Annotated in this window: 25 protein-coding genes; 23 read left to right on the plus strand and 2 right to left on the minus strand. The window is 39.5% G+C overall.

Translation table 11 applies throughout. The features are described from left to right. Nucleotides 1-100 precede the first annotated feature (100 nt). On the plus strand, nt 101-1858 hold the full coding sequence (locus UE46_RS02225) for a right-handed parallel beta-helix repeat-containing protein (protein ID WP_233230967.1): 1758 nt from the start codon (nt 101-103) through the stop codon (nt 1856-1858). Nucleotides 1859-2074: 216 nt separating this feature from the next. Continuing rightward, nucleotides 2075-3982 (plus strand): beta-glucoside-specific PTS transporter subunit IIABC, encoded by a 1908-nt coding sequence (locus UE46_RS02230; RefSeq protein WP_036060397.1) that lies wholly within the window; start codon nt 2075-2077, stop codon nt 3980-3982. Nucleotides 3983-4022: 40 nt separating this feature from the next. Here the strand turns inward: UE46_RS02230 and UE46_RS02235 are convergent, their stop codons facing one another. Continuing rightward, on the minus strand, nt 4023-4697 hold the full coding sequence (locus UE46_RS02235; RefSeq protein WP_051492881.1) for a CPBP family intramembrane glutamic endopeptidase: 675 nt from the start codon (nt 4695-4697) through the stop codon (nt 4023-4025). Nucleotides 4698-5108: 411 nt separating this feature from the next. Here UE46_RS02235 and UE46_RS02240 point away from each other — a divergent pair, with 411 nt between their 5' ends. The 12 genes from UE46_RS02240 (at nt 5109) to UE46_RS02295 (ending at nt 16351) form a co-directional block, all read left to right on the plus strand. Then, on the plus strand, nt 5109-5312 hold the full coding sequence (locus UE46_RS02240) for a hypothetical protein (RefSeq protein WP_036060395.1): 204 nt from the start codon (nt 5109-5111) through the stop codon (nt 5310-5312). Nucleotides 5313-5618: 306 nt separating this feature from the next. Next, nucleotides 5619-6392, plus strand: a complete 774-nt coding sequence (locus tag UE46_RS02245; RefSeq protein ID WP_233230968.1) for an IclR family transcriptional regulator — start codon at nt 5619-5621, stop codon at nt 6390-6392. Between the two features lie 229 nt (nt 6393-6621). Next, a complete protein-coding gene (locus UE46_RS02250) occupies nt 6622-7269 on the plus strand; it encodes a bifunctional 2-keto-4-hydroxyglutarate aldolase/2-keto-3-deoxy-6-phosphogluconate aldolase (RefSeq protein WP_118907363.1) in 648 nt (215 codons plus the stop codon). Between the two features lie 2 nt (nt 7270-7271). Then, complete coding sequence (locus UE46_RS02255; protein WP_118907364.1) at nt 7272-8276, plus strand: sugar kinase; 1005 nt, start codon at nt 7272-7274, stop codon at nt 8274-8276. A gap of 22 nt (nt 8277-8298) precedes the next feature. Continuing rightward, nucleotides 8299-9129 (plus strand): 5-dehydro-4-deoxy-D-glucuronate isomerase, encoded by an 831-nt coding sequence (gene kduI / locus UE46_RS02260; RefSeq protein ID WP_118907793.1) that lies wholly within the window; start codon nt 8299-8301, stop codon nt 9127-9129. A gap of 21 nt (nt 9130-9150) precedes the next feature. Continuing rightward, a complete protein-coding gene (locus UE46_RS02265; protein ID WP_036060390.1) occupies nt 9151-9957 on the plus strand; it encodes a gluconate 5-dehydrogenase in 807 nt (268 codons plus the stop codon). A gap of 213 nt (nt 9958-10170) precedes the next feature. Next, nucleotides 10171-11697, plus strand: coding sequence for an MFS transporter (locus UE46_RS02270; protein ID WP_233230969.1), 1527 nt, complete (start codon nt 10171-10173; stop codon nt 11695-11697). A 40-nt stretch (nt 11698-11737) separates the two neighbouring features. Further along, entirely contained in the window at nt 11738-11977 is a 240-nt protein-coding gene (locus UE46_RS02275) for a hypothetical protein (protein WP_036060386.1), read from the plus strand. 27 nt (nt 11978-12004) lie between these two features. Further along, on the plus strand, nt 12005-13111 hold the full coding sequence (gene bglB / locus UE46_RS02280; protein WP_036060385.1) for a beta-galactosidase BglB: 1107 nt from the start codon (nt 12005-12007) through the stop codon (nt 13109-13111). Nucleotides 13112-13137: 26 nt separating this feature from the next. After that, nucleotides 13138-13965 carry a sugar phosphate isomerase/epimerase family protein gene (locus UE46_RS02285; protein WP_233230970.1) on the plus strand — a complete coding sequence of 276 codons (828 nt, stop codon included), beginning with the start codon at nt 13138-13140 and terminating at the stop codon, nt 13963-13965. 191 nt (nt 13966-14156) lie between these two features. Beyond that, nucleotides 14157-14999, plus strand: a complete 843-nt coding sequence (lipL, locus tag UE46_RS02290; RefSeq protein ID WP_036060383.1) for a lipoyl-[GcvH]:protein N-lipoyltransferase — start codon at nt 14157-14159, stop codon at nt 14997-14999. Between the two features lie 23 nt (nt 15000-15022). Next, a complete protein-coding gene (locus UE46_RS02295) occupies nt 15023-16351 on the plus strand; it encodes an HD domain-containing protein (RefSeq protein ID WP_036060381.1) in 1329 nt (442 codons plus the stop codon). Nucleotides 16352-16402: 51 nt separating this feature from the next. Here the strand turns inward: UE46_RS02295 and UE46_RS02300 are convergent, their stop codons facing one another. Further along, the gene (locus UE46_RS02300) at nt 16403-16588 is read right to left on the minus strand and encodes a 2-hydroxymuconate tautomerase (RefSeq protein WP_036060380.1); all 186 of its coding nucleotides are present in this window, start codon (nt 16586-16588) and stop codon (nt 16403-16405) included. An 83-nt stretch (nt 16589-16671) separates the two neighbouring features. Between UE46_RS02300 and UE46_RS02305 the strand changes: the two genes are divergently transcribed. From UE46_RS02305 to UE46_RS02340, 9 genes are all read left to right on the plus strand, one after another. Continuing rightward, nucleotides 16672-17325 (plus strand): site-2 protease family protein, encoded by a 654-nt coding sequence (locus UE46_RS02305; protein WP_036060379.1) that lies wholly within the window; start codon nt 16672-16674, stop codon nt 17323-17325. A 68-nt stretch (nt 17326-17393) separates the two neighbouring features. Next, a complete protein-coding gene (locus UE46_RS02310) occupies nt 17394-17843 on the plus strand; it encodes a YwiB family protein (RefSeq protein WP_036060378.1) in 450 nt (149 codons plus the stop codon). Next, entirely contained in the window at nt 17840-19510 is a 1671-nt protein-coding gene (argS, locus tag UE46_RS02315; RefSeq protein ID WP_036060375.1) for an arginine--tRNA ligase, read from the plus strand. Before UE46_RS02310 ends, argS begins: the two co-directional genes overlap by 4 nt. A gap of 54 nt (nt 19511-19564) precedes the next feature. Beyond that, nucleotides 19565-19717 carry a hypothetical protein gene (locus tag UE46_RS16210; protein ID WP_185424656.1) on the plus strand — a complete coding sequence of 51 codons (153 nt, stop codon included), beginning with the start codon at nt 19565-19567 and terminating at the stop codon, nt 19715-19717. A 135-nt stretch (nt 19718-19852) separates the two neighbouring features. Beyond that, nucleotides 19853-20395 (plus strand): DNA-directed RNA polymerase subunit delta, encoded by a 543-nt coding sequence (gene rpoE / locus UE46_RS02320; protein WP_036060517.1) that lies wholly within the window; start codon nt 19853-19855, stop codon nt 20393-20395. 366 nt (nt 20396-20761) lie between these two features. Continuing rightward, nucleotides 20762-22357, plus strand: a complete 1596-nt coding sequence (locus UE46_RS02325; protein ID WP_036060373.1) for a CTP synthase — start codon at nt 20762-20764, stop codon at nt 22355-22357. Nucleotides 22358-22463: 106 nt separating this feature from the next. Next, a complete protein-coding gene (locus UE46_RS02330) occupies nt 22464-22664 on the plus strand; it encodes a PLD nuclease N-terminal domain-containing protein (protein WP_036060371.1) in 201 nt (66 codons plus the stop codon). Beyond that, nucleotides 22661-23575 (plus strand): ABC transporter ATP-binding protein, encoded by a 915-nt coding sequence (locus UE46_RS02335; protein ID WP_233230971.1) that lies wholly within the window; start codon nt 22661-22663, stop codon nt 23573-23575. The genes UE46_RS02330 and UE46_RS02335 overlap by 4 nt, the downstream gene beginning before the upstream one ends. Continuing rightward, complete coding sequence (locus UE46_RS02340) at nt 23572-24381, plus strand: ABC transporter permease (protein WP_036060369.1); 810 nt, start codon at nt 23572-23574, stop codon at nt 24379-24381. The genes UE46_RS02335 and UE46_RS02340 overlap by 4 nt, the downstream gene beginning before the upstream one ends. The last annotated feature ends 144 nt before the right edge of the window (nt 24382-24525 follow it).

Genomic DNA, 24525 nt, shown 5'->3' on the forward strand with positions numbered 1-24525 from the left:
CGAAGCACGATGCGTTTGAAATGTATTTTTTTGCGGTATATAAAAAAAGACACAATTTAGACACATTTGAGGCGTAATTTTATGGAGAGGGATGTTTCAAATGAAAAAATATGCGTTTATCGCAGGAATTGTTATAAGTATACTTCTATTTTTCGCAGTTTCTCCAGTAGCAAAAGCAGATACCGTACCACTCATCCAAGGAACAACACCAGAAATAGCGACACAAAACGGGAAAATATTGCAAAGCGCGATCAATCAAGCATCTAGTGCTAAAACAAAGAACGTAACACTCCCGGCAGGCCTATTCTACATTAACGGCCAAATCACACTAAGATCACACATTATTTTAACAGGAGCAAGCGCAGCAACAACAAAATTAACAATGAATAACGCACCGATGACAACAGATTCTACAGGAACAAGCCAAGAATCTGTCACGGATATTACCCTACAAAATTTCACACTGCAATATAACCCCAACATGTCCAAATACGACTATTTTACGAACCCCACGAATTTTTATAAAGATAATCTCCTAAACATCGGTATGTATACAAAAGCAGAAAGCGATGCAGGTTACAAAGCTATAACGAAAAAGCCTCTTAAAACAAATATCAAAATTATCAACATGATATTCAATGCCAATAAAGTAGGAAATAGCGTCGTAAACATTGCCAAAGCAAAAAATGTTACAATACAAAACAGCCAAATTTTGAATTCAGGCCTACAAAACGGTATCTCCATCACCTATTCAGACCAAGTCAAAATTTTAAATAATACGGTCAAAAACCTTGGCAGAACAGGCATTGTGCTTTATTACGGCAACAGTAATACCCAAATAATAAACAATAAAGTGAGCGATTGGATGCAACGTTATGGTAGCTATCATTATGACGCCGTCAAAAAAAGTGGTGAAACGCTAGACAGCATGCAAGACGCCGCAATCGATAGCTACGGTCCAGCCAACAACTACCTCACCATTCAAAACAATCAAATTAATCTATCCACCGCTGCAAATAAAGTAAATCCCAATAATCCACTCATCGCGAAAAAGTGGCATCTCAAAACAGTGCCAAACTACACCAGATACACAGCCTTCAGAGCAAGCGGTGCCCAAAACGTTTTATATCAAGGGAATACCGTCAATATAGATAGCCCAGACACATTCGCCTTTTTCACCACCAATATGCGCAAAAGTAACACCTTGACAAGACCAAAAGCAATTACACTTGTCGGCAATCAATTTACCGCGAGAAACATCGATTATCCCGTCCGAATTTTTGCAGGAATAAGCGACGCGAATCTGTTAAACGGCATCACGATCCAGTCCAATAACTTCCGAATACTGGGTAAAATAAATAATTACTACCATTCCCTCATCAACGTGCGCGAAGTTCCGATAACAGAAAATAAGCGCATTACCTACTATCCAACAGAGCTGTTATCCGTTTTGGGCAATAAAATCCAAAGCACGAACCTCGGCACGATGGTCGACGGAACCTCCACTAGCAAAAATGACGTTCTGAAAACCCTTCTTATGACTAGCAATACAAACAACGGTAAAGCTTATCAAATAGCTAAAAACTATATAGGAATCACGCTGAAATCCGTAAGTTACTCAAATAATGCGCTACGTGGAAGTATGATCTGGAATCTAGACGAAACAAAACCAAAATATGTAGTCATCTTAAATTCAGCAGGAAAAAGACTAACCACCGAACAAAAAATCCTAAAAAGCAATCTGGCCAATTTCACCATTCCAATCAAACTTCTCCGAGGAACATCCATCCAAATTGCTATATCAGAAACAAAAGGATACTACCCGCAAAGTTCCATTATTTCCTATAAAATCAAATAAAGGCGCCAATTTCAAAAGCAAAAAATAAAATATAAAAAAGTTTTAAAAAGCACTTGTAATCGTTTTCAACATATGATATATTATAGTCATCGCAAAGGATTGTTACCAATCTACGGGCATTACCTAAGCTGATTCGTGGGATACACATGTATTCTCCCATGAAACGGTTTGGGTTTTTCTTTGTGCAAAAATAAGGTAAGAAGGAAGGTTTATATTATGAAATATGAACAACTCGCTAAAGACATTCTCGAAAAAGTCGGCGGAACAGAAAACATCAATAGTGTATTCCATTGTATCACGCGATTGCGTTTTAAACTGAAAGATGAGAGTATTGCGAAAACAGAAGAGTTAGAAAAAATGGACGGCGTCATCTCCGTGCTTAGAAGTGGCGGCCAATACCAAGTTGTCATCGGTAACCACGTACCAGACGTTTACGCGGCAGTACTTGCTGTTGGCGGGATCTCTGCAGAAGGCGCAGAAGGATCAGCCAATGACAGCGGTGGCAATCTTTTCAATAAATTTATCGACATGATTTCAGGCGTATTTACACCAGTTCTAGGCGTTTTAGCCGCAACCGGTATGATTAAAGGCTTCGCATCCATGTTCCTAGCGTTCGGCTGGGTGACACAAACATCAGGAACCTATCAAATCTTGTACGCGATTGGGGACGCGCTATTCTACTTCTTTCCAATCTTCCTAGGTTACACAGCCATCAAGAAATTCGGCGGTAACATCTTCATCGGGATGGCCATCGGTGGTGCGCTCGTTTATCCAGCAATATCAGGATTAACAGCAGGAAAACCTTTGTACACACTATTTGCAGGAACGCTTTTTGAATCACCAATTCACGTTACATTCCTTGGAATACCAGTCATTCTAATGAGTTACGCATCATCCGTTATTCCGATTATTTTAGCAACATTCTTCGCTTCAAAAGTTGAAAAAGGACTCAAAAACATCATTCCAGATGTAGTCAAAACATTCTTAGTGCCATTCTTTACATTACTAATCGTTGTTCCACTAACATTCATCGTCATCGGTCCAATCGCAGTATGGGCAGGCGATTTACTAGGTCAAGGAACACTATGGGTTTACAATTTAAGTCCAATTATTGCAGGTCTATTACTTGGTGGTTTCTGGCAAGTATTCGTTATCTTTGGACTTCACTGGGGTCTTATTCCAGTCGCGATCAACAACTTGACAACACTTGGAGCAGATCCAATTTTAGCCATGACATTCGGTGCATCTTTTGCACAAATCGGTGCCGTTCTGGCAGTTATCTTGAAAACAAAAAATCAAAAACTAAAAACATTAGGTTTCCCAGCATTTATTTCTGGAATCTTCGGTGTAACAGAGCCGGCGATTTACGGGGTTACGTTACCACTTAAAAAACCATTTATTATGAGTTGTATCGGTGGTGCGGTTGGTGGTGGAATCATCGGTTGGGCTGGCTCGCAAGCTTACATCATGGGTGGACTAGGAATCTTCGGTCTTCCAAATTTTATCAAACCAGGAAGCCCAATTGACTCAGGATTCTATATGATTATTTTAGCTATCGTTGTCAGCTTCATTCTAGGTCTAGTTTTGACATACATCTTCGGTTTCAAAGATCCAGTAGAAACAAGCGCATCTGTTACTCCTGTAGTGACTGAAGGCGAAACTTTAATCGAACATGAAGTATTAGTATCTCCACTTGCAGGTGAACTTATTCCACTTGTAAACGTTAAAGACGAAGCATTCTCATCTGGCGCGCTCGGCAAAGGACTCGGAATTGTACCAACAGAAGGTAAATTATTTGCCCCAGCAAGCGGAACAGTTACAATGGTATTCCCAACAGGTCACGCAGTTGGTATTACAACCGACGCAGGCGCTGAAATTCTGATGCACATCGGAATGGATACTGTACAATTAGAAGGTAAATACTTCACCGTACACGTTAAACAAGGCGATAAAATCACAGCAGGTCAATTATTAACAGAGTTTGACGTAGAAGGTATCAGAAGCGAAGGCTACGATATCACAACACCAATTATCGTCACAAACACGAACCAGTATCTTGACGTCATGGTAGTTGATGAGAAAGAAGTCAAACCAGGCGATCGCGTTATCACATTAGTAATATAATACGAAAAGAGCAGTGATCCGCAAATGATCACTGCTCTTTTTACGTCCAAATAAAGGCGATAAAGTTATTTATAAAATGTGCAAAAATCGTCAATTCCAGTCGCTTGGTCTTGTATAAAATCCCCCCAAGTGCAATTCCAGGAATCAGATAGAGTAAAAAACTAACCCAATCTGTGGGAACATGCGCCGCGCAAAATAGTAAACTGCTAACGATCCAGCCAAGCCACAAGCGATTTCTGAAAAGTTGCTGCATCAAGAATCCTCTAAAAATTATTTCCTCCACAAAAGGTGCTACGAGAACGATAGATACAAAGCTAAGTAACCAAGAGGCATGTAAATAAACGTCTTCCAGTAATATTTCATTTTGCGTATTCGTATAGGAAGAGAAGTTCTGCCCAAGAAAGTCAATAACGGAACTAATTCCAATCGCGACAATCATAACGATGAAAGCAAATAAGAACCCCTTCCAGCTAATCCGCGCCCGTTTGAAAAAATAAATGCGCTGGTATTTTGCAATCCAAAGCGTAATCAACATGGCGGCCAAACCAAGCAATTCACTATGCCAAGTCACCGCCATATTTAGAAAGTCATTACCTGCAAAAACATCCCATACGATGCTCGCGATTTGTAAGATAAGTGACAGCAACAAATACACGCCAAAAACCCATATAATTGTCCATATTCTAGGCTGGCTTTGTTCATAAGGTTGATCCATTGTTTACCTCCCTAATATTAAATATATCAGTATCATATCACGCATCGCACTTGAGTTCCACGTATAAATGAGACCTCGGACCTATCAATTTTCGGTCCGTAGCCTATCGTTAAAAAATAAGAATCCATCTATAATAAACCTATCAACCAAATAAAAGGGCGTGAAAGATGTGAAAAAAGGGATTCTCGGTCTATTGTCAGCAGTATTCGTCATGTTACTCGTTAGCTTACAAACGCAGTCAATCATGGTACCATCACAATCAACAGAGCTACATACAAATCAGTTACAAGAACCATTAACAGTTCAAATAGAAGACGTTAAAAACTAATCGTGTCAATATAGAGCGATTTCACATAGATTTTAACCATGCTAACTTTAAACGTTGATATAAAAAAATTGGAGGTTATTGAAATGAACAACTTTTTTAAATACTTATTCACTGTGATTCTAGCCATTATCGGATTTAATATTCTATTCAAAGTCATTGGGATAACACTACACTTCTTATTCCCACTTCTAGGACTTGCGCTTGTTGTTTACTTGCTATACCGCATTTGGGGCAACAATCCACGCAGACCAAGACGCAACAGCCAAGCGGATCGTTACGACTGGTAAGTTAGTTTTTTAAATCATATACTCATTTAAAACTCCCTAGGTTTTAAATTTTGCCCGAGCGAATCTGCTTGGGCTGTTTTATTTGATAAATAAAACAGTGAAAATAAGTGCCTTCATTTGTGAATTGTTAGAAAAAAACTTACACTAGTAAAGAGGAGGCGGTTATCGTGAAAAAAGATAATTGGAAAAAAATGAGGAAAATAACCGTAGTTGCAATAATAGCCAAGTTGATTTTGACGAGTAAAAAGCGACGTGTGAAATGAGAACAACTGCATTTACGACACTTTAAATAATGGAGAAATTCAAATGAAGAAAAGAGGAGAAAAAATGACAGATCAAAAACCATATGGATCGGTCTTGCTAAAAGCCGTCGATATTTTAGATTTCTTGTTGGAATATCCAAGTAGTTCACTAAAAGAGATTTCTGACGGACTAAAAATGACAAATTCAACGGTACTAAAAATTTTAGATACACTCTTGTTAGTTTCCTACGTTAGTCGAGATGAGAAAAAAAATTATCGTATCGGTGCTAAATTTAGGAAGTATTTTAATCAAGATAGTAAGCAAGTAGACTTAGTGGAGACAACACTACCGTACTTGGAAAGGCTGCAGCATCAAATTGACGAAACGATCCATCTAGGAATTTTAAATATGCACGAAATTTTATATATTAATAAGCTAGATCCTAAAAATCAGGTAATTCAAATGTCTTCTAAAATCGGAATTACAAGACCACTTTATTGTTCAGCAATGGGTAAGGCGGTGTTGGCTAAATTCAGCGCGGAATCGTATCAAAAATATCTAAGCACAACAGAACTGAAAAAATATACGGTACATACGATGATAGATGCAGCTGAAATAGAAACGGAAATCGAAAAAATTCGTGAAACAAATATCGCCTATGACAATGAGGAAGTGGAAAACGATATCTTCTGTGTAGGTGCGGCTTTGATAAAAGAGGAGGATATTGTGGGTGCGTTTAGTATCAGTGTTCCAAAATACCGCATCACAGATTCCTATAAAAAAGAAATTACGATGGCGATAATACGTGCTAAACAAGAAATTGAAGCTGTTTTATAGATAAATCATTAAGAAAGCTCCCCAAAAAAGATAAGAGTGGGGTGTTTTTTTTTTTGCTTAATATTGGCTTTATGCGGGATATTAGCCAATATTTTAGCGTATATGAATAACCATTTGAGCAAGATCTTCAACAGAAGGGCTTGCTTTTTAAGTTAAATCTGTATATAATAAACACATGTTTTATGTATAGGAAATATAAATTTCTTTATAGGAAAACTAGGAGGCGGACATGCAAAAGCTAAATTTTTTAAAAGCACTGCAATCAGCAGGTGTCATCGCTGTTATAAGGCATGACACAAAAGACGGCGCAATAAAAGCGAGTGAGGCTGTTATTGCAGGGGGAATGAAAGGAATCGAATTAACATTTACCGTGCCAGACGCAGATCAAGCTATACGAGAGCTAAAAGAGCGATACGAAGGCAATCCAGAAATAATTATTGGCGCTGGAACAGTTTTGGAAGCGTTCACAGCGCGACTTGCAATTTTGGCGGGGGCACAATTTATTGTAAGTCCAACATTTGATTTAAGTACTGCCGAAGTTTGTCATCTATATCAGATTCCATATTTGCCAGGGTGCATGACCATTAGCGAGGCTCAAATTGCTTTAAAAGCAGGCGTAGATATTATTAAACTATTTCCAGGAAATCTTTACGGACCAGCGATTATTAAAGCTTTCAAAGCGCCAGTTCCGCATTTAAACATCATGCCAACAGGTGGTGTGGATGTTGATAATCTGGCGGAATGGTTTGAGGCAGGTGCCGTTGCGGTTGGCGTGGGAGGTAATCTATTAGCTCCAGCCAAAACAAATAATTTTGCTAAAGTTACTGAAAATGCTTCAGTCTATATGGCTAAGTATCAGCAAATTAAAGGAGAATAGCCATGGGAAAAGTTTTAACGTTAGGCGAGGGAATGCTTCGCTTTTCTACATCGACAGGTAAACGCTTATCCAACGTAGAAGCCGTGTCGCTTCATTATGGAGGAGGCGAGGCCAATGTGGCAATATCACTAGCTAACTATGGACATGATACTTATTTTGCGAGTAAAGTTCCGAACAACAGTTTAGGAGAAGGATTTAAAAACCATTTGCAGAATTTTAATGTCAACACAGATGTTCTTTTACGCGGTGGAAAACGGATAGGAACGTATTATGTTGAAGTAGGAGCTGGTGAAAGAGGCGCAAAGGTTCTTTACGATCGTGAGCAGTCCTCATTTGCCACGATGAACGAAAATGAATGGGATAGTTTGCAGATTTTTAAAGACATCGATTTTTTTCATATTTCAGGAATTACGCCAGCTTTGTCGAGTTTTTGGAGAAAATTAACATGTGAACTCTTGAGCCAAGCCAAAAAAGCTGGTTGTAAAATCAGTTTTGATGTCAATTATCGCGCGAAGCTTTGGACGCAAGAAGAGGCGAGTCAGATGTTGAAGGAGATATTGCCGTTGGTGGATTATTGTTCTTTAGGTAAATTGGATGCGCTTTACTTGTTGGGGATTAAGCCATATCAAGGGGGGGAGGATGAGATTGCTCACTATTATTCCGAGATACAAAAAAAATATCCCAACATTCAAGTTTTATACGCGACAAAGCGTGAAGTCATATCTGCAACCTTTAATAAATTAACGGGCGTTTACTGGCATGATGGAGAGTACTATGAGTCAAAAAAATATGAAATGAAGGCGATTGTAGATCGTATTGGTGGAGGTGATGCATTTTCAGGTGCTGTGCTACATGGCATTATCGGAGGAGGAAAACCACAAGAAATTATTGATTTTGGAACAGCAGCAGCGGTACTAAAACATACGATTCATGGTGATTGTAACCAATTTAGTGAAGATGAGGTAAAAGAATTTATGACAGCAGAGTCTGGAAAAATAATGAGGTAGGAGTTGAATTTTTATGCAAAGCATGGATAATCGTTATACACATAGCCCAGAGGATATTCGACATTATTCGACGGAGCAGTTACGCAAAGAATTTTTAATGGAGCGGGTGTTTGAACTCGGAAATATTCAGTTAGTTTATACGCATAATGATCGCATGATTTTTGGAGGTGTGACACCGGCGGAAGTACCTTTAGAAATTAAGTTGGATAAAGAGCTTGGCGTGGATTATTTCTTGGAGCGCCGTGAATTAGGAATTATTAATATCGGCGGACCTGGATTTATTGAAATAGATGGTGAAAAAGAAGAAATGAAGAATCAGGATGGTTATTATATAGGCAAAGAAACACAGCATGTTATTTTTTCCAGTGCGGATAAGGCGAATCCTGCAAAATTTTATATTAGTTCTGCACCTGCGCATCATAAGTATCCAAATGTGAAAATCGAGATTGATAGCATTAAGCCGATGGAAACAGGTGATCCGCTTACGTTGAACAAAAGAAAAATTTATCAGTATGTGCATCCAAATGTTTGTGAAAGCTGTCAATTACAGATGGGGTATACAATGCTAGAGCCAGGAAACGCATGGAATACGATGCCCTGCCACACGCATGAACGTCGTATGGAAGCGTATGTATATTTTGATATGGAAGAAGATACGCGTGCTTTTCACATGATGGGGACGCCTGAGGAGACGAAGCATTTGGTAGTTAGCAACGAGCAAGCGGTTATTTCACCAAGTTGGTCTATTCATTCGGGTGTAGGAACAAGCAACTACACGTTTATTTGGTCCATGTGCGGCGAGAATATTACATATACCGATATGGATATGGTGGCCATGGATCAATTGAAATAAGAGAGAGGAAGGGATTAAGTAATGGATTTTAAGATGGAACAATTTCGTTTAGAAGGAAAAGTGGCATTGGTGACTGGCGCAGTTTATGGTATCGGTTTTGCCATTGCAAGTGGTCTAGCTGAGGCTGGCGCAAAGATTGTCTTTAATAGTCTAAATCAGGAGAGCGTAGAGGCGGGTTTGGAGGGTTATAAGAAGGCTGGGATTGATGCAGTAGGTTACGTTTGCGATGTGACAGATGAAGAGGCTGTACAACGCATGGTGAAGCAAATCGAAGAAGAAGTTGGCATGATTGATATCTTGGTAAATAACGCAGGGATTATCAAACGCGTGCCGATGATAGAAATGTCAGTAGATGCGTTCCGTGAAGTGATAGATATCGATTTAAATGCGCCGTTCATTATGGCCAAAGCTGTTATCCCATCAATGATACAACAAGGTGGGGGCAAGATTATTAATATTTGTTCCATGATGAGCGAACTTGGTCGTGAAACGGTCAGTGCTTATGCAGCTGCGAAAGGTGGACTCAAAATGCTCACTAAAAATATTGCTTCTGAGTACGGCGAGTATAACATTCAATGCAATGGTCTTGGCCCTGGTTATATCGCAACACCACAAACCGCGCCGTTACGAGAAAGACAAGCAGATGGTTCGCGCCATCCATTTGACCAATTTATCATTGCGAAAACACCCGCAGCAAAATGGGGAGAAGCTAGTGATTTAGCTGGTCCAGCAGTTTTCCTAGCATCCCATGCATCCGATTTTATTAATGGACATATATTGTACGTTGATGGCGGAATTCTAGCCTATATCGGTAAGCAGCCGCTCTAAATAAAAATGCTGAATGGCGAATTCATTCAAATAGCGGAAATAATTTGAGATTGCCCCTCAAAAAAGCCGTTTGAATGAAATGATCGCCTTTTCAGCACTTACCATATACTTATATCTCAAAGTATACGTAGAGAAGTTTACTACACAATAATTAATTTGTAAAAGAAGTAAGCCCTTACAACTATAAAAAAATATATTTATTAAAATAACAGGATGCAATATAAGAAATATTCTATCAAAAATTTGAGTTCGACAAGCAATCTATCAAGACAAATTCGTATCGATCGGGAGATGAAAATGATGGAAGAATCAAATTTAGAGTCAAAAATAGAATTAGCAGGCAATGCGTATGAAAAGCCAAGCAAAAAATTGCCTTTTGGAGTGCGAGATAAAATTGGTTACATGTTTGGTGATTTAGCTAATTGTTTTATTTTAGGGTTAGTCAATAGTTTTTTACTGATTTATTATACCAATGTATTGGGAATCGCAGGCGCTGTTGTCGGGATGTTATTTTTTGGAGCACGAATTCTAGATGCCTTTGTGGATGTCACAGTCGGACGCTTGTGCGATGTCACTAAACTAACAAAGGAAGGTAGATTTCGGCCTTGGATTCGCAGAATGAAGTATCCATTTTGCCTCATCACAATTATATTATTTTTACCATTTGTGAGTTCTTTTCCGATGGGTTTGAAAATTGGTTATGTTTTTGTTACGTATATTATTTTTGGGATTCTTTTATCCACTATTAATATTCCGTACGGATCCATGGCATCGGCGATTAGTTCTAACCCTGACGATCGGGTATCGCTTTCGACATTTAGAAGCATCGGATCAGCAATTGGTGGTGGCGCGACGGGTTTCTTGATTCCAATTTTTATGTATGTCACGTTGGTAGATGGTCAGCAAGTTGTTTCGGGTATGCGATTTTTTATCATTGCAATCGTTTGCGCCGGTATCGCCTTTGTTGCTTATAACATCTCGTATCGGATGACGACGGAGCGCATTCAAGTGGAGAAGAATGAGCAGGTAAAAGGTAGTGTGCTGATAAAAGGAATGTTGGCGAATCGGGCGCTTGTAGTGCTAGTAATTGTTGATATTTTTATCGTTATTAACCAAATTTTGGCGGGTACCAACACAACTTACCTATTTAATGATTATTTTCACAATAAACAAGCGATGTCGCTAGCCCTTTTGTTTACATATGGGACAGTCATTGTTTTAGCACCTTTTGCAACACGACTAACGAAGCGATTTGGCAAAAAGGAGGCAAGTGTTTTTGCGCTGTTAGTTTCGTCAGCGCTATACCTTGCGATGTACTTTATGCATATTGAGAATCCGTGGGTATATCTAGTATTGCTTTTCATTGCAACACTTGGAACAGGTCTATTCAACTTGATGGTATGGGCGTTCATTACCGACGTTATTGATTACCACCAGTACATTACAGGTTTACGCGAAGATGGGACGGTTTACGGGGTTAACTCTTTTGCTCGGAAATTTGGACAGGCGTGTGCTGGTTTAATCGGGGGAATTATGTTGACACTTATCGGATACCAATCTTCCACAACAGGCGGAACAATTCAGACCTTAGTTGTCGAAAATAGGATTTACGCGCTAGCTAATTTACTGCCAGCTATTTGTCTATTTGTTTCCGCACTAGTTTTATTTTTCGCTTATCCTTTAAATCGTGCGAGAACATTAGAAGTTGGAGCTGCACTTAGAAAAATCAATAAACAATAAGAATTAGTTTAAATTTATTATGTGAGGAGGAGTTATAGAAATGCCAGAAAAAATAAAGATTGATCCTGAAAAATTTGCTTACGCGGTTTTGAAAAGTCACCGAGTAGAGGGCGATGATAAGGAGAAGATCGCCAAAGAATGCCTGTCGCTGTATTTGCAATCGTACCTTTTAGTCAATCAATTTAATCAGCTAGAGGCCAGCCAGTTCAAACTAAATAATGATAGTGATTTCAAGAAAATGATGCTTGCGATTAACAAAAATGTGAATGGTTTCTATTAAATAAAGAATAGAGATGAGGATGCTAGGATGATTATTAAACGAGAATTATTTATTGAAAAAGCAGTTGTAGAAGAAAAAATTGATTTGTTGATGGAAAATTTGACGACGATTCGTGATGACAAGGGAGCGTTTTTATTAGATTTCGATGGCCTGAAAGTAGACGATAAAAGCTGGTCTGTCTGGAATTGGCCGCAAGGAGTTGGCTTGTACGGAATTTACAAAAATTATCGAATTACAAAAAATGATAAAGCCATTAAGGTGGTCCAAGATTGGATTGAAAATCGGATGAAAGAGGGCGCGCCACCAAAGAACGTGAACACGATGGCCCCGTTACTCACGATGGCATATCTTTACGAGGATACTGGAGATTCTAAGTATATTCCTTATCTAGAACAGTGGGCAGAGTGGGTGATGCATGAGATGCCGAGAACGAAAGAAGATGGCTTGCAGCATGCTACTTATGGTCCAGAAAATAAAAATCAGCTGTGGGATGATACGTTGATGATGACTGTGCTTCCTTTGGCTAAAATTGGAAAGTTGCTGAATCGTCCAGATTATATTGAAGAAGCAAGATATCAATTTTTGATTCATGTGAAGTATTTGCAGGATCGTAAAACGGGATTGTGGTATCACGGTTGGACATTTGAAGGGAATCACAACTTTGCAGAAGCACTATGGGCTCGTGGAAATTGTTGGATTACGATTGCCATTCCAGAGATCATTGAGATTCTTGAATTGACTGAGAATGATGAGTTGCGAATTTTTTTGATTCATACTTTAAATGCTCAAGTTGCTGCTTTGAAGGAGTACCAGCATGAATCAGGTTTATGGCATACCTTAATCGATGACCCAGGCGCTTATCTTGAATCATCGGCCACGGCTGGTTTTGCGTACGGGATATTAAAGGCTGTGCATAAACATTATATTAGCGCTGAATATGAGGAAGTCGCGTATAAAGCGATTGCTGGGTTGCTACAAGAGGTTGATGAAAACGGTGAGGTACAGCATGTGTCGGTGGGTACTGGGATTGGCGACACGCTGGATTTTTATCGCAAAATAGATATGACGGCAATGCCTTATGGTCAGTCTCTTACTATACTTTGTTTGACTGAATTGCTAGTTTCATTCTGTTGAAGAGAAGGATGGGAGGAGGGCCAGTGTTGCAATTTGCAATTCGCGGGCATGATATAACTAATGTCAAAAATGTAGAGGATTTAGCGCTTAAAACGCAACTCGCAGGTATTCAGAATGTGCAACTGGCGCTGGGAATATCATTTCCAAACATGCCAACAGAGACTGCTAATATCAATCCAGGAATGGGGAACTATTTCCGAACCAAGCTGGCAGAGAGAGACGTTAACATCGCGATTTTGAGTTGCTATATTAACATGATTCATCCTGATCTGGATGTAAGAGAGCAATTGCTACAGAAATTCGAAGCTTACGTAAAACATGCGAAATACTTTGGAGCTTCTATGGTAGCGACGGAGACGGGATGTGTATTCCCTGAAATAGCGTATACGACTGAAAATTTTACGGAGGAAGCTTTTCAAGAAACGGTGGATGTTATTAAGCGACTTGTGGAGGTTGGCGAGAAGCACGGCATGCTTATTGGTATCGAACCAGGGCTAAATCATCCCATCCACTCCCTGCAAAAAACGGAACGCTTAATTGAATTAGTAGACTCTGATTTCCTTGGGATTATTTTAGATCCAACTAATTTAATTACGGCGGAAACATACCCGAATCAAGTAGATATTGTCAAGCATGCATTTAGGCTGTTTGGAGAAAGCATATGCGCCGTTCATATGAAAGATTTTGTAGTTGAGAACGACAGGGTAAAGCCAACTTATTTATTCCAAGGAGAGATGCAGGTGAAAGAAATTATATCAGTGATCGCTCAGCAAAAACCAAACAGTTTTGTGGTGCTGGAAGAGACTAAAGATGAATGGATTGGGAAGGCGAAGGATGAGTTAAATCACATGTAGCGATACGAGAGAACAGTGATGTGAAATCTGAAATTGGATTTTATAGCACTGTTTTTTTGATGCTTGGACAAGGTAGTAAGGGGTTAAAAATACACGGATTCATTTAAACTGCAAAATTAGCCAAGGCCCTCCAAATCGTCGTGGAATGTGCTATAATAACAAGAAAGATTATTGGGAATGGAGCCAATGTGATGAAAGAAGGACTTGATTTATTGAAGCAGGAAAACTGGCGATTTATCGACCAAACAACGGTGCAAATTGCTTTCGATGCCTTGCAATCTTTTGCAACAGATGATACGTTATGTCGCTCTGTAGGTAGCCAAATTTCGCCACCAACAACAAGAGCTTGGGTTCATCACAACACGATATCAATGGGGATTCAAGACACGAAGTTACCGGATCTTAAGAAGGGGATCGCCTATTTTAAAGAGCAAGGATATCGCGTCGTTGTCCGTAACTCGGGTGGTCTGGCAGTAGTGCTTGATGAAGGCGTACTTAATCTCTCTCTCGTTTTTCCTGATGTGGAGCGAGGCATTGCGATTGATCGTGGTTATGAGACGATGTTTGCCCTTATTAAACACATGTTTCCGAAGTACGCTCACAAAATGGAGGCGCGTGAAATAGTTGGTTCCTACTGCCCAGGAAGCTATGATTTAAGCATAAGTGGCAAGAAGTTTGCTGGTATATCACAACGAAGAATGGCCAAGGGTGTCGCCGTACAGATCTATTTAGCGGTAAATGGAGATCAGCAAAAGAGAGCAGAGTTAATTCGCGAATTTTACCGAGTGAGTGGGAAGGATAGACAAGAGAAGTATGCGTTCCCTGATGTAGATCCGAGCGTAATGACAACCTTGTCAGAGATGTTTGAGGAGTCGCTAGAAGTAAATGACGTGATGGTGAAATTACTAAACGCACTCTATTATTTTTCAGGTAAGCTAGAGTCAAGCCGTTTAATGGGAGAAGAATTAGACTGGTACGTAGCTTATTATCAAAGGCTTATTTTGCGAAATGAAAAAGTTTTAGCGAACCTATAAGGATCAGAAGGGAACGATGGCATGTGACATATTTAGAAACGAGATTACCCGAAATAAAAGTATTCAAAGACCCAGTGCACCGATATGTACATGTTTCTGATCAAATTATTTGGGACTTGATTGCAACGAAAGAATTTCAGCGATTGCGCCGAATTCATCAATTAGGAACAACGTCGCTTACGTTTCATGGCGCGGAGCATAGTCGTTTTAACCATTCGCTTGGTGTATACGAAATTACACGCCGAATCGTTGAGGGTACTTTTGCAAAAGAGATTCAGTGGGATAATGAGGAGCGTTTGATCGCTTTGACGGCTGCGCTACTGCATGATCTAGGACATGGCCCATTTTCACATGCTTTTGAGAAGGTTTTTAGCACGAATCATGAACACTATACGATGGCTATTATAACGGGGAATACCGAGGTCAGGCGGGTGTTAGAGCGAGCAGGAACGCATTTTCCTGAGAAGGTTGCCGCGGTTATCAATAAGACGTATCAAAACCAGACTCTCGTTAAGCTGATTTCTAGCCAAGTCGATGCAGATCGAATGGATTATTTACTGCGTGACGCTTACTATACGGGGGTTAGCTATGGGAATTTTGATATGGAGCGGATTATGCGTGTGATGCGGCCTAGTCCAGATGGCAACGGGGTTATTATTAAATCGTCGGGAATGCATGCCGTAGAAGATTATATCGTTAGTCGCTACCAAATGTATCAGCAAGTTTATTTTCATCCTGTTAGCAGAAGTGCAGAGGTTCTACTTTGGAAAATTCTCGAGCGCGCACAGAATTTGCATGAAAGAGGTTATCATTTCGTGCAAACGCCGATTCAATTAATCCCATTTCTTAATCGAGATGTTTCATTAGAAGAATATATTACACTGGATGACACTGTATTGATGTATTTCTTTTCTGTGTGGCAGAATGAGGAAGATGCAACGCTGAGTGATTTATGTAGTCGGTTCTTGAACAGGCGCCTGCTTAGTTATATTGACTACGATCCGAAAGTGGATGCGGAGCTTTATTTGAAATTAAAAGGCTTGCTTGAGAAGGCGGATATTGATCCAGAATATTATCTAGTTATCGATTCCACTTCTGATTTGCCATATGATTTATATGAGCCAGGTGATATAGGTGGGAGATCCCCGATTCAATTATTAATGCCAAATGGCGAATTGCATGAATTATCAACAGAGTCCATGATTGTAGAGGCAATTGCGGGTAAAAGGCGTGTAGATATTAAACTATATTATCCACTTGATTTTATTGAGAGTGGTCGTATCAATGCAGAGATTTCAGAGCAAATTATTAGTTTAATACATGCGCATTCATTGAAGAAGACGGAGCGCTAAAAAACGTTACACTAAGAAATGCAAGGTCTTAGTATAACGCTTAATAGAGATTTAAATATCTGATTTGCGAACGCCAGCTACGCCATAATCTGTTTTTTTCATTTCCTCTAAGATGACGTGAATATTTTCTTTTGGAGCCCCTAAATTTTTTGAAACAGCCTCTGTGACATCTTTGACAACGGCTTTCTTTTGATCATCAGTTCGACCTTCTAAAAACTTTATTGTTACGAACGGCATGAAATTCACTCCTAAGTATTGATTTAATGAGTGTATTATACCATAATTAAGAGAAAGAATAACGATATAGAAGGAGATTATTAATGGAAAATTTTTTAGCCTATCCATTGCAGGACATACCTTATGTCATTGTCACGCTTTTGATTGCTTTTACGATACATGAGCTTGCACATGCTTGGGTGGCTTTGTTATTTGGAGACGATACAGCGAAGAATGAAGGACGGATAACGTTTAATCCACTAAAACATGTGGATCCAGTAGGTTTTATATTTGTTATTATCGCAGGATTTGGTTGGGCTAAGCCTACGCCGGTAAGTCCTTATAAAATGAAGCACCGTAAAGTTGGTAGCGTGGTAGTGAGTTTGGCAGGCCCGGTGAGTAATTTATTGTTGGCGTTTGTTGGAATGGGTCTGTATTTTTTATTTTTACAAATGGATGTTGGCTATTCACAGACGATACTTCATTTCTTTAACCTGTTTGTGTATTTAAATCTGGTTTTATTTATATTTAATTTATTGCCGTTACCACCACTTGACGGGTATCAGATTTTATCAGAATTCTTACCTTTAAAATGGAAATTAAAAGTTCAGGCTTACGAGAATTATGCTTTATTGTTCTTTTTGATTTTGGTAATTACACCACTTTCAAAATATACAATATCACCGATTTTTAATACGCTTATTCCTTGGATGACAGGGGAGATGGCAAGTTTTTATTATTTTGTTTTCCAAATCTAAGGTTGCATTTTAGCCTGTTTTTAACTATAATGTAGTGCATTCGAATTTATATGGGGGGACTTTAAAACGTGAGTAATAAAGAGAAAACACCTGTGTTGTTGCGTTTAAAAACAATTTCTAAGCAGGAAATGGAAGAAGAAACGACAGAATTAACTGCGTCTGGTGTGTTTTATCTAGATCACAAAACAGGAAGTCGCTATCTCCATTATGAAGAAGAGCAAGAAGCTGGCGTGATTAGAACAGTGCTAAAAGTGACAGATACAGAGGTTCTTTTAATGAGAAGTGGCGCTGTAAACATGCGTATGCACTTTTTTAGAGAACGTAAACGAAGTACAATCAGTGTGGACTATGGCGTTGGAAAACTGATGATGGAGTCCGAACTTTTGAATATAGAAGAAATCTATACGCAGAATGAAATGTTTTCTGGGAAAATTAATTTCCAATATGAGTTGTTAGATAATGGCGTTAATATTGGAATTTTTGATATCTCGATGATTTTAGAGGAGGATAAAGAATGAATGTCAGTCAAAAGAGTCAACAAGAGTTAATTGCAATTATTAATGATGGTGTAGTAAAGGCGCTGGAGCTAGATGCAAGTGCGGTTCCAACAGTATTACTCGAAGTTCCAAAAGACAAGAAGTATGGTGATTATTCTACTAATATTGCGATGCAGCTAGCGCGTGTGGCTAAGAAAGCACCAAGAGCGATTGCGGAGGATGTTGTTGCGGCAATTGGGGAAGAACATGCATTGATTAACAAGATTGAAATTGCGGGACCGGGATTTATTAATTTTTACTTAGATAATGCTTACTTGACAGCGCTAATACCTATTATTATGGATGCGGATGATACTTACGGTTCGAGTGATATTGGCAAAGGCCAGAAGTTTCAAATTGAGTTTGTTTCGGCGAATCCAACGGGAGATTTACATTTAGGCCATGCACGTGGCGCGGCTATTGGAGACTCGCTTGCGAATATTTTATCGATGGCTGGATATGACGTTTCACGTGAATACTATATAAATGATGCGGGAAACCAGATTAATAATCTAATCTTATCAACAGAGGCGCGGTATCTAGAGGCTTTGGGTATTGATGCACCGTTTCCAGAAGAGGGCTATCGCGGTTCAGATATCATCGAGCTTGGTAAGAAACTGGTAGAAAAGTACGGCGATAAATATGCAGAAGGCGATGTAGAAACGAGACGCGAAGTGTTCCGTAAAGAGGCGCTTGCTTATGAAACTGCCAAATTACGCGATGACTTAGCAGAGTTCCGTGTACATTTTGATAGCTGGTTCTCGGAATCAACATTATATGAAGATAATAAGATTATGCCAGCGTTGGCGAAATTAAGAGACAATGGTTATATTTTTGAAGAAGATGGGGCAACATGGCTACGTACGACTGAGTTTGGCGATGATAAGGATCGTGTTTTAATTAAGTCAGATGGTAGTTACACGTATTTCTTACCAGATATTGCGTATCATCTTAACAAATTAGAGCGTGGATTTGATGTGCTGATTGATGTTTGGGGTGCGGATCATCATGGATATATTCCAAGAATGCGTGCGGCTATTGAGAGTCTTGGCTATAGTCCAGATCATTTAGAAGTGGAGATTATTCAACTTGTTCATCTGTATGAAAACGGAGAGCAAGTGAAGATGAGTAAGCGTACTGGGAAATCAGTTACGATGCGTGATCTTATTGAAGAAGTAGGGTTAGATGCCACGCGTTATTTCTTTGCAATGCGTAGTTCTGATACACATATGAACTTTGATATGGGGTTAGCTAAATCAACATCTACAGAAAATCCGGTCTACTACGTGCAATATGCGCATGCTCGGATCTCTAGTATTCTACGTTCGGGCGTGGAACAAGGCTTTGCGTTAACTAAAGAGGCAGATGTGTTGCTATTAAATTCTGAAGTGGATTATGATTTATTGAAAGTATTAGGTGAATTCTCAGATGTAGTTGCCGAGGCAGCTGAGAAAAGAATTCCACATCGGATCGTGCGTTATTTGAATGGTTTAGCAACAGCGTTCCACCGCTTCTATAATGCTAACAAGGTGCTGGACATGGAGAATAAAGATGTATCTGAGGCACGCCTTGCGTTGATTAAGTCTACTCAGATTACATTGCGCAACGGTCTTACTTTACTGGGTGTTTCTGCACCAGAGAAAATGTAATATGGAAAAATGATAAGTAGGTAGAAAAAAACGGAGATCGGGGTTTTGCAAATTATGAGATATATTATTTTTATGTCTGTCCTTTTTTTGCTGCTTGTTATAGCAACGGCGGTTCTATATAACATGCAACTAGGCTCGATTCCGATACTGCTACTTGCGATATTGCTTTTCTATATTGGTTATCGTGTGTTAAAAAATTACGAATAATGGCCTGTCATATTAGGATTATTTCAGAGTATGTTATAATTTTATTGTGTTCGGCGTCATTTACATGTAGAATAGATAGAGTTAGAAAAATTGCTATAGGAAATTATTTTTTATTATAGAAGGGGCGTGCCAGCTTTGGATTTAAGCCAGTTAACAGAAGAAGAACGTAAAGAGTTATCTTTGATTGAAGTGGCGCACTATGTTCTTGAGAAAAGAAGAGAAGTAATGCCATTCCAAGCTATTGTGAATGAGATTACTAAGTTTCTTGATTTGAGCGAAGGCGAAGTAAGAGAGAGACTTGTGCAATTTTATACGGATATGAATATCGAAGGAAACTTTATTTCTTTAGGTAACAATACTTGGGGATTACGTGCGTGGTATCCGATCGATGCGATTGATGAAGAAGTTCAAACGCAGACGAAACCCAAGAAAAAACGTAAATCAGACGATGACGACGATGATGATGAAGATATCGATGAAGATATTCTGGATGACGACATTGATTACGAAGAAGACGATGTAGTAGAAGAACTTGGGGAAGAAGAACTTGTTCTTAAAGATAGTCCTATTAGTGATGATGACGATGTTGAGGATGATCATTTACCAGATGGAATTGAAGGCGATCTGACAACTGTTGTGGATGATGACAGTGATTTTGAGGACGAATTCGAGAAATAAAAAATGGATACCTGCTTCTAACAATGAGGCAGGTTTTTCTATGAAAATATTTTTTTGCTTTGCTAGCAAGGCTTGGGGACGTTTTCATAAAATAAAGGGTTGACTTATTTGCGCTATCTATGTAATATTTTATTTGGGCTCCTTTTTATAAGGACGGATATAAATATTGCGCTCCCTTACTTTGAAAGATGAGTAAGTGGGCGTTTTCTTTTTGTGTGATGAAACTTGTCGCACGTTAGAAGTGTGGGCCAAGAGTATAGAGATACTATTGGTGCTTTTCTTTTTTAGCAATGAAATTTTTGCAAGTAAAGGTTCTCCACCCCGAAAATAAATTTCGATAAGGCGAAAGGAGTAGATTTTAGAACAATGACAAAGTATATTTTTGTGACAGGTGGCGTCGTTTCATCGATTGGTAAAGGGATTACGGCTGCTTCACTTGGTAGACTACTTAAAAACCGAGGGCTTAGTGTAACGATTCAAAAATTTGATCCTTACATTAACGTCGATCCAGGAACGATGAGTCCTTACCAACATGGAGAGGTTTTTGTAACCGATGATGGTGCGGAAACAGACTTGGATTTAGGTCATTATGAGCGTTTTATCGATATTAATTTAAACAAATACAGCAATGTAACAACGGGGAAAGTGTATTCCGAAGTTATTAAGAAAGAGCGTCGTGGGGATTATCTTGGTGGAACGGTTCAAGTTATTCCGCATATTACGAATGAGTTGAAGGATCGTGTTTTCCGTGCAGCGCGTATGACGGATTCAGATATTATTATTACGGAGATTGGTGGAACGGTGGGAGATATCGAATCGTTGCCATTTATTGAGGCTATTCGCCAAATTAAAAGTGATGTGGGTGCTGAAAACGTGCTTTATATTCACACAACTTTAATTCCTTATATTAAGGCTGCTGGGGAAATGAAGACGAAACCTACGCAACATAGTGTGAAGGAACTTCGTAGTTACGGAATTCAGCCGAATATTATTGTCGTTCGTACGGAGCAACCTGTATCACAAGAAATGAAAGAGAAGATTGCTTTATTCTGTGATGTAAAAGCATCGGAAGTAATCGAGGCTCGCGATGAAGATACCTTATATAACGTGCCACTTTCCTTACAAGCGCAAAAAATGGATCAAATCGTGTTGGACCATTTGCAGTTGGAAGCACCAGTTGCTGATATGTCAGAATGGCAAGAACTTGTGCATAAAGTGAAGAACTTGACGAAAAAAGTACGTATTGCTTTAGTTGGTAAATATGTTTCTTTACCAGATGCGTATCTTTCTGTTGCCGAAGCACTGCGTCACGCAGGTTATGCCAATGACGCGGAGCTACAAATTGATTGGGTTGATTCAGAAGAAATTACACCTGAAAATGTCCAAGAGAAAATCGGTAGTGCAGATGGTATCTTAGTTCCAGGTGGCTTCGGTGATCGTGGTATTGAAGGTAAAATTACAGCGATTAAATTTGCGCGTGAAAACAAAGTACCTTATTTCGGTATTTGTCTAGGTATGCAGTTGGCAACGATTGAATACGCTCGTAACGTGATGGGCTTAGAGGGTGCTAACTCGGCGGAAATCGAACCGAAAACACCGTATGCGATCATTGATTTATTGCCAGAGCAAAAACATGTGGAAGATATGGGCGGAACGTTGCGTCTTGGTCTTTATCCAGCAAGAATTAAAGAAGGTACGAAAACGGCAGAAGCGTATGGTACAACTTTGGTTGAAGAACGTCATCGTCACCGTTATGAATTTAACAATGAATATCGTGAGCAATTAGAAGAAGCGGGAATGACAGTTTCAGCAACGAGCCCTGATGGCCGTCTTGTTGAAGTTGTAGAGATTACGGATCATCCGTGGTTTGTTGCGTGTCAATATCACCCAGAATTTATTTCACGTCCAAATCGTCCGCAACGTCTATTTAATGATTTTATTGCGGCATCATTGAAAAAATAAAGTATTTAAGCAGGGTTATACGTGTTATGCGTAGAAACCTGCTTTTTCTTTGTTGACTTATAAATGCATCTGTTATATTATTAGTATAACAGATGAAACGGAAAGGATGAGTTTAATGTCAAACACGATTGCACTACTTGCACCATTTATCATTTTATATCTCATTTTATTAACTATCGCGTTGGTGGACCTGATCCGCCATTGGAATAGTCGGCAAAACCCGATTATTTGGTTGATTGTTATTGTATTTGTAAGTACGATTGGACCGATTATTTACTTTATTTTTGGTAGAAAGGACTACAGATGATGGCTAATATACTGGAGATTAAGGGCTTATCTAAGAGGTTTGATGCGTATCAAGCTGTACAAGATGTCGGCTTTCAATTGAAGGCTGGGGAATGTGTGGCTTTGCTCGGGCCTAATGGTGCTGGGAAAACGACGATTTTAAAAATGATTGTTGATATGATTAATCCTGATGGTGGCAGTATTCAGATTTGTGGTGGGAAAAACACGGATATGAAGCAGAAAATAGGTTATTTACCACAGTATCCGAATTTTTACGGTTGGATGGGTGCAACGGAGGCTTTGCATTTTATGGGGAAACTTTCAGGAATGGATAAGGCGAGTTTAGCTACGAGAATCCCAGAAGTTTTGGCGCAAGTTGGGCTTGATCCTACGGTGAAACAAAAAATTGCTACTTTTTCTGGTGGAATGAGGCAACGATTGGGGATAGCGCAGGCGATTTTGCATCGTCCGGCTTTGTTGATTATGGATGAACCAGTTTCAGCGCTTGATCCGATTGGACGTCGCGAAATTATTCAGCTGATTGATTCGTTAAAAGGGGAGACGACGTTGCTGTTTTCTACGCATATACTGGCGGATGTGGAGGAGATTTGTGAGCGAGTTTGTATTATTCGGGAAGGCGAAATTGTGGCGGATGATAAGATTGTTAATTTGGTTCAAGCTAACGCTGCACCTGTTTTCGTATTGCGAGGGGAAGTTGGAGTGTCAGGTTTTGAGGCGTTGATTGGACAAGAGCAGGCAATTAGTAAAGTAGAGCGCAAGAACGGGGCATTGTATTTGTATTATCAGGGGAATGTGGATGCTGCGCGTGAGGCGATTTTGAGGGTTCTGGCGGCGTCTGGGATGGTTTGGACGGGTATTAGTCAGGCCGAGGAAACGCTTGAGGATGTATTTCTAAGGATGGTGAGCCAATGAGTAACGTGATGACGCTTTTTCAAAAGGAGCAGATGGAGCAGTGGCGGAGCTTGAAGTGGATTTGGTTGCCAGTCGTGTTCGCCATTCTTGGTATGATGCAACCGCTTATGATGTATTATTTACCCGAGATCATGGGTTCCATGGGTGGCAGTGATAGTGGGCAAGGAGCCGCGCTTGCTGAGTTGATGGGTGTTTTGAATGCGCCAGAAGTGATGGCTGGAACGCTATCGTCTCAGTTTGATCAGCTTGGTATTATTATTTTGATTGTGGCATTAATGGGTGCGATTATTTCAGAGAAAAACAATGGGATGCTGGCGTTTATTTTAACAAGACCTGTGAGGGCATGGCAATATATTTTGGCGAAATGGTTCTCGCAAGCTTTATTGGTGTTTGTTGCGCTGGGGCTGGGATATTTTGCGGCGTATTATTATGTTTATTTATTGTATGATGGGATCGCGATGGCGCATATTTTTGCTGGATTTGGAATTTATTTCGTTTGGCTGTTATTTTTGGTTACTACCGTACTTGCTTTGGGGATCATTTTTCGGAGCTCGGCGGTTGTGGCGATGATAGGGGCCGGTGGTGCGATTATTCTAGAATTGGTAAGCGGTATTTCAGGTTGGGGACAAATCTTTAATCCTGCGTACTTGAGCGCAAACGCGAGCAATGTTATTATGACCGGTGATGTAAAAGATTATTTTGCGGGGAATTTATTGATGTCTTTGCTATTTATCGTGGCCTTACTGATTGTTTCGATTCTGCTGTTGACGCAGAAAAATTTCCATATTGGTAGCTCACATGAATAGTTTTAGTAAATTTAATGGAGTTCTCATGTGATTTTCCTCGCGCTATTAGGCAAGTACGGTATTATAGTAAATGTAAACAAGATAGCTATTACTTTTCCCCCTTTTTAGTAATAGATTATCTAAACTCCTTTTTTCAAGCTGGTT

The organism is Listeria weihenstephanensis, from assembly GCF_003534205.1.
Classification (GTDB): Bacteria; Bacillota; Bacilli; order Lactobacillales; family Listeriaceae; genus Listeria_A; species Listeria_A weihenstephanensis.

Excerpts from the sequence above, each read along its gene's own strand:
- UE46_RS02225 (WP_233230967.1), top strand. The coding sequence starts at position 101 with ATGAAAAAATATGCGTTTATCGCAGGAATTGTTATAAGTATACTTCTA.
- UE46_RS02230 (WP_036060397.1), top strand. The coding sequence starts at position 2,075 with ATGAAATATGAACAACTCGCTAAAGACATTCTCGAAAAAGTCGGCGGA.
- UE46_RS02235 (WP_051492881.1), bottom strand. The coding sequence starts at position 4,697 with ATGGATCAACCTTATGAACAAAGCCAGCCTAGAATATGGACAATTATA.
- UE46_RS02240 (WP_036060395.1), top strand. The coding sequence starts at position 5,109 with ATGAACAACTTTTTTAAATACTTATTCACTGTGATTCTAGCCATTATC.
- UE46_RS02245 (WP_233230968.1), top strand. The coding sequence starts at position 5,619 with ATGAAGAAAAGAGGAGAAAAAATGACAGATCAAAAACCATATGGATCG.
- UE46_RS02250 (WP_118907363.1), top strand. The coding sequence starts at position 6,622 with ATGCAAAAGCTAAATTTTTTAAAAGCACTGCAATCAGCAGGTGTCATC.
- UE46_RS02255 (WP_118907364.1), top strand. The coding sequence starts at position 7,272 with ATGGGAAAAGTTTTAACGTTAGGCGAGGGAATGCTTCGCTTTTCTACA.
- kduI (WP_118907793.1), top strand. The coding sequence starts at position 8,299 with ATGGATAATCGTTATACACATAGCCCAGAGGATATTCGACATTATTCG.
- UE46_RS02265 (WP_036060390.1), top strand. The coding sequence starts at position 9,151 with ATGGATTTTAAGATGGAACAATTTCGTTTAGAAGGAAAAGTGGCATTG.
- UE46_RS02270 (WP_233230969.1), top strand. The coding sequence starts at position 10,171 with ATGCAATATAAGAAATATTCTATCAAAAATTTGAGTTCGACAAGCAAT.
- UE46_RS02275 (WP_036060386.1), top strand. The coding sequence starts at position 11,738 with ATGCCAGAAAAAATAAAGATTGATCCTGAAAAATTTGCTTACGCGGTT.
- bglB (WP_036060385.1), top strand. The coding sequence starts at position 12,005 with ATGATTATTAAACGAGAATTATTTATTGAAAAAGCAGTTGTAGAAGAA.
- lipL (WP_036060383.1), top strand. The coding sequence starts at position 14,157 with ATGAAAGAAGGACTTGATTTATTGAAGCAGGAAAACTGGCGATTTATC.
- UE46_RS02300 (WP_036060380.1), bottom strand. The coding sequence starts at position 16,588 with ATGCCGTTCGTAACAATAAAGTTTTTAGAAGGTCGAACTGATGATCAA.
- UE46_RS02305 (WP_036060379.1), top strand. The coding sequence starts at position 16,672 with ATGGAAAATTTTTTAGCCTATCCATTGCAGGACATACCTTATGTCATT.
- argS (WP_036060375.1), top strand. The coding sequence starts at position 17,840 with ATGAATGTCAGTCAAAAGAGTCAACAAGAGTTAATTGCAATTATTAAT.
- UE46_RS16210 (WP_185424656.1), top strand. The coding sequence starts at position 19,565 with ATGAGATATATTATTTTTATGTCTGTCCTTTTTTTGCTGCTTGTTATA.
- UE46_RS02325 (WP_036060373.1), top strand. The coding sequence starts at position 20,762 with ATGACAAAGTATATTTTTGTGACAGGTGGCGTCGTTTCATCGATTGGT.
- UE46_RS02330 (WP_036060371.1), top strand. The coding sequence starts at position 22,464 with ATGAGTTTAATGTCAAACACGATTGCACTACTTGCACCATTTATCATT.
- UE46_RS02335 (WP_233230971.1), top strand. The coding sequence starts at position 22,661 with ATGATGGCTAATATACTGGAGATTAAGGGCTTATCTAAGAGGTTTGAT.
- UE46_RS02340 (WP_036060369.1), top strand. The coding sequence starts at position 23,572 with ATGAGTAACGTGATGACGCTTTTTCAAAAGGAGCAGATGGAGCAGTGG.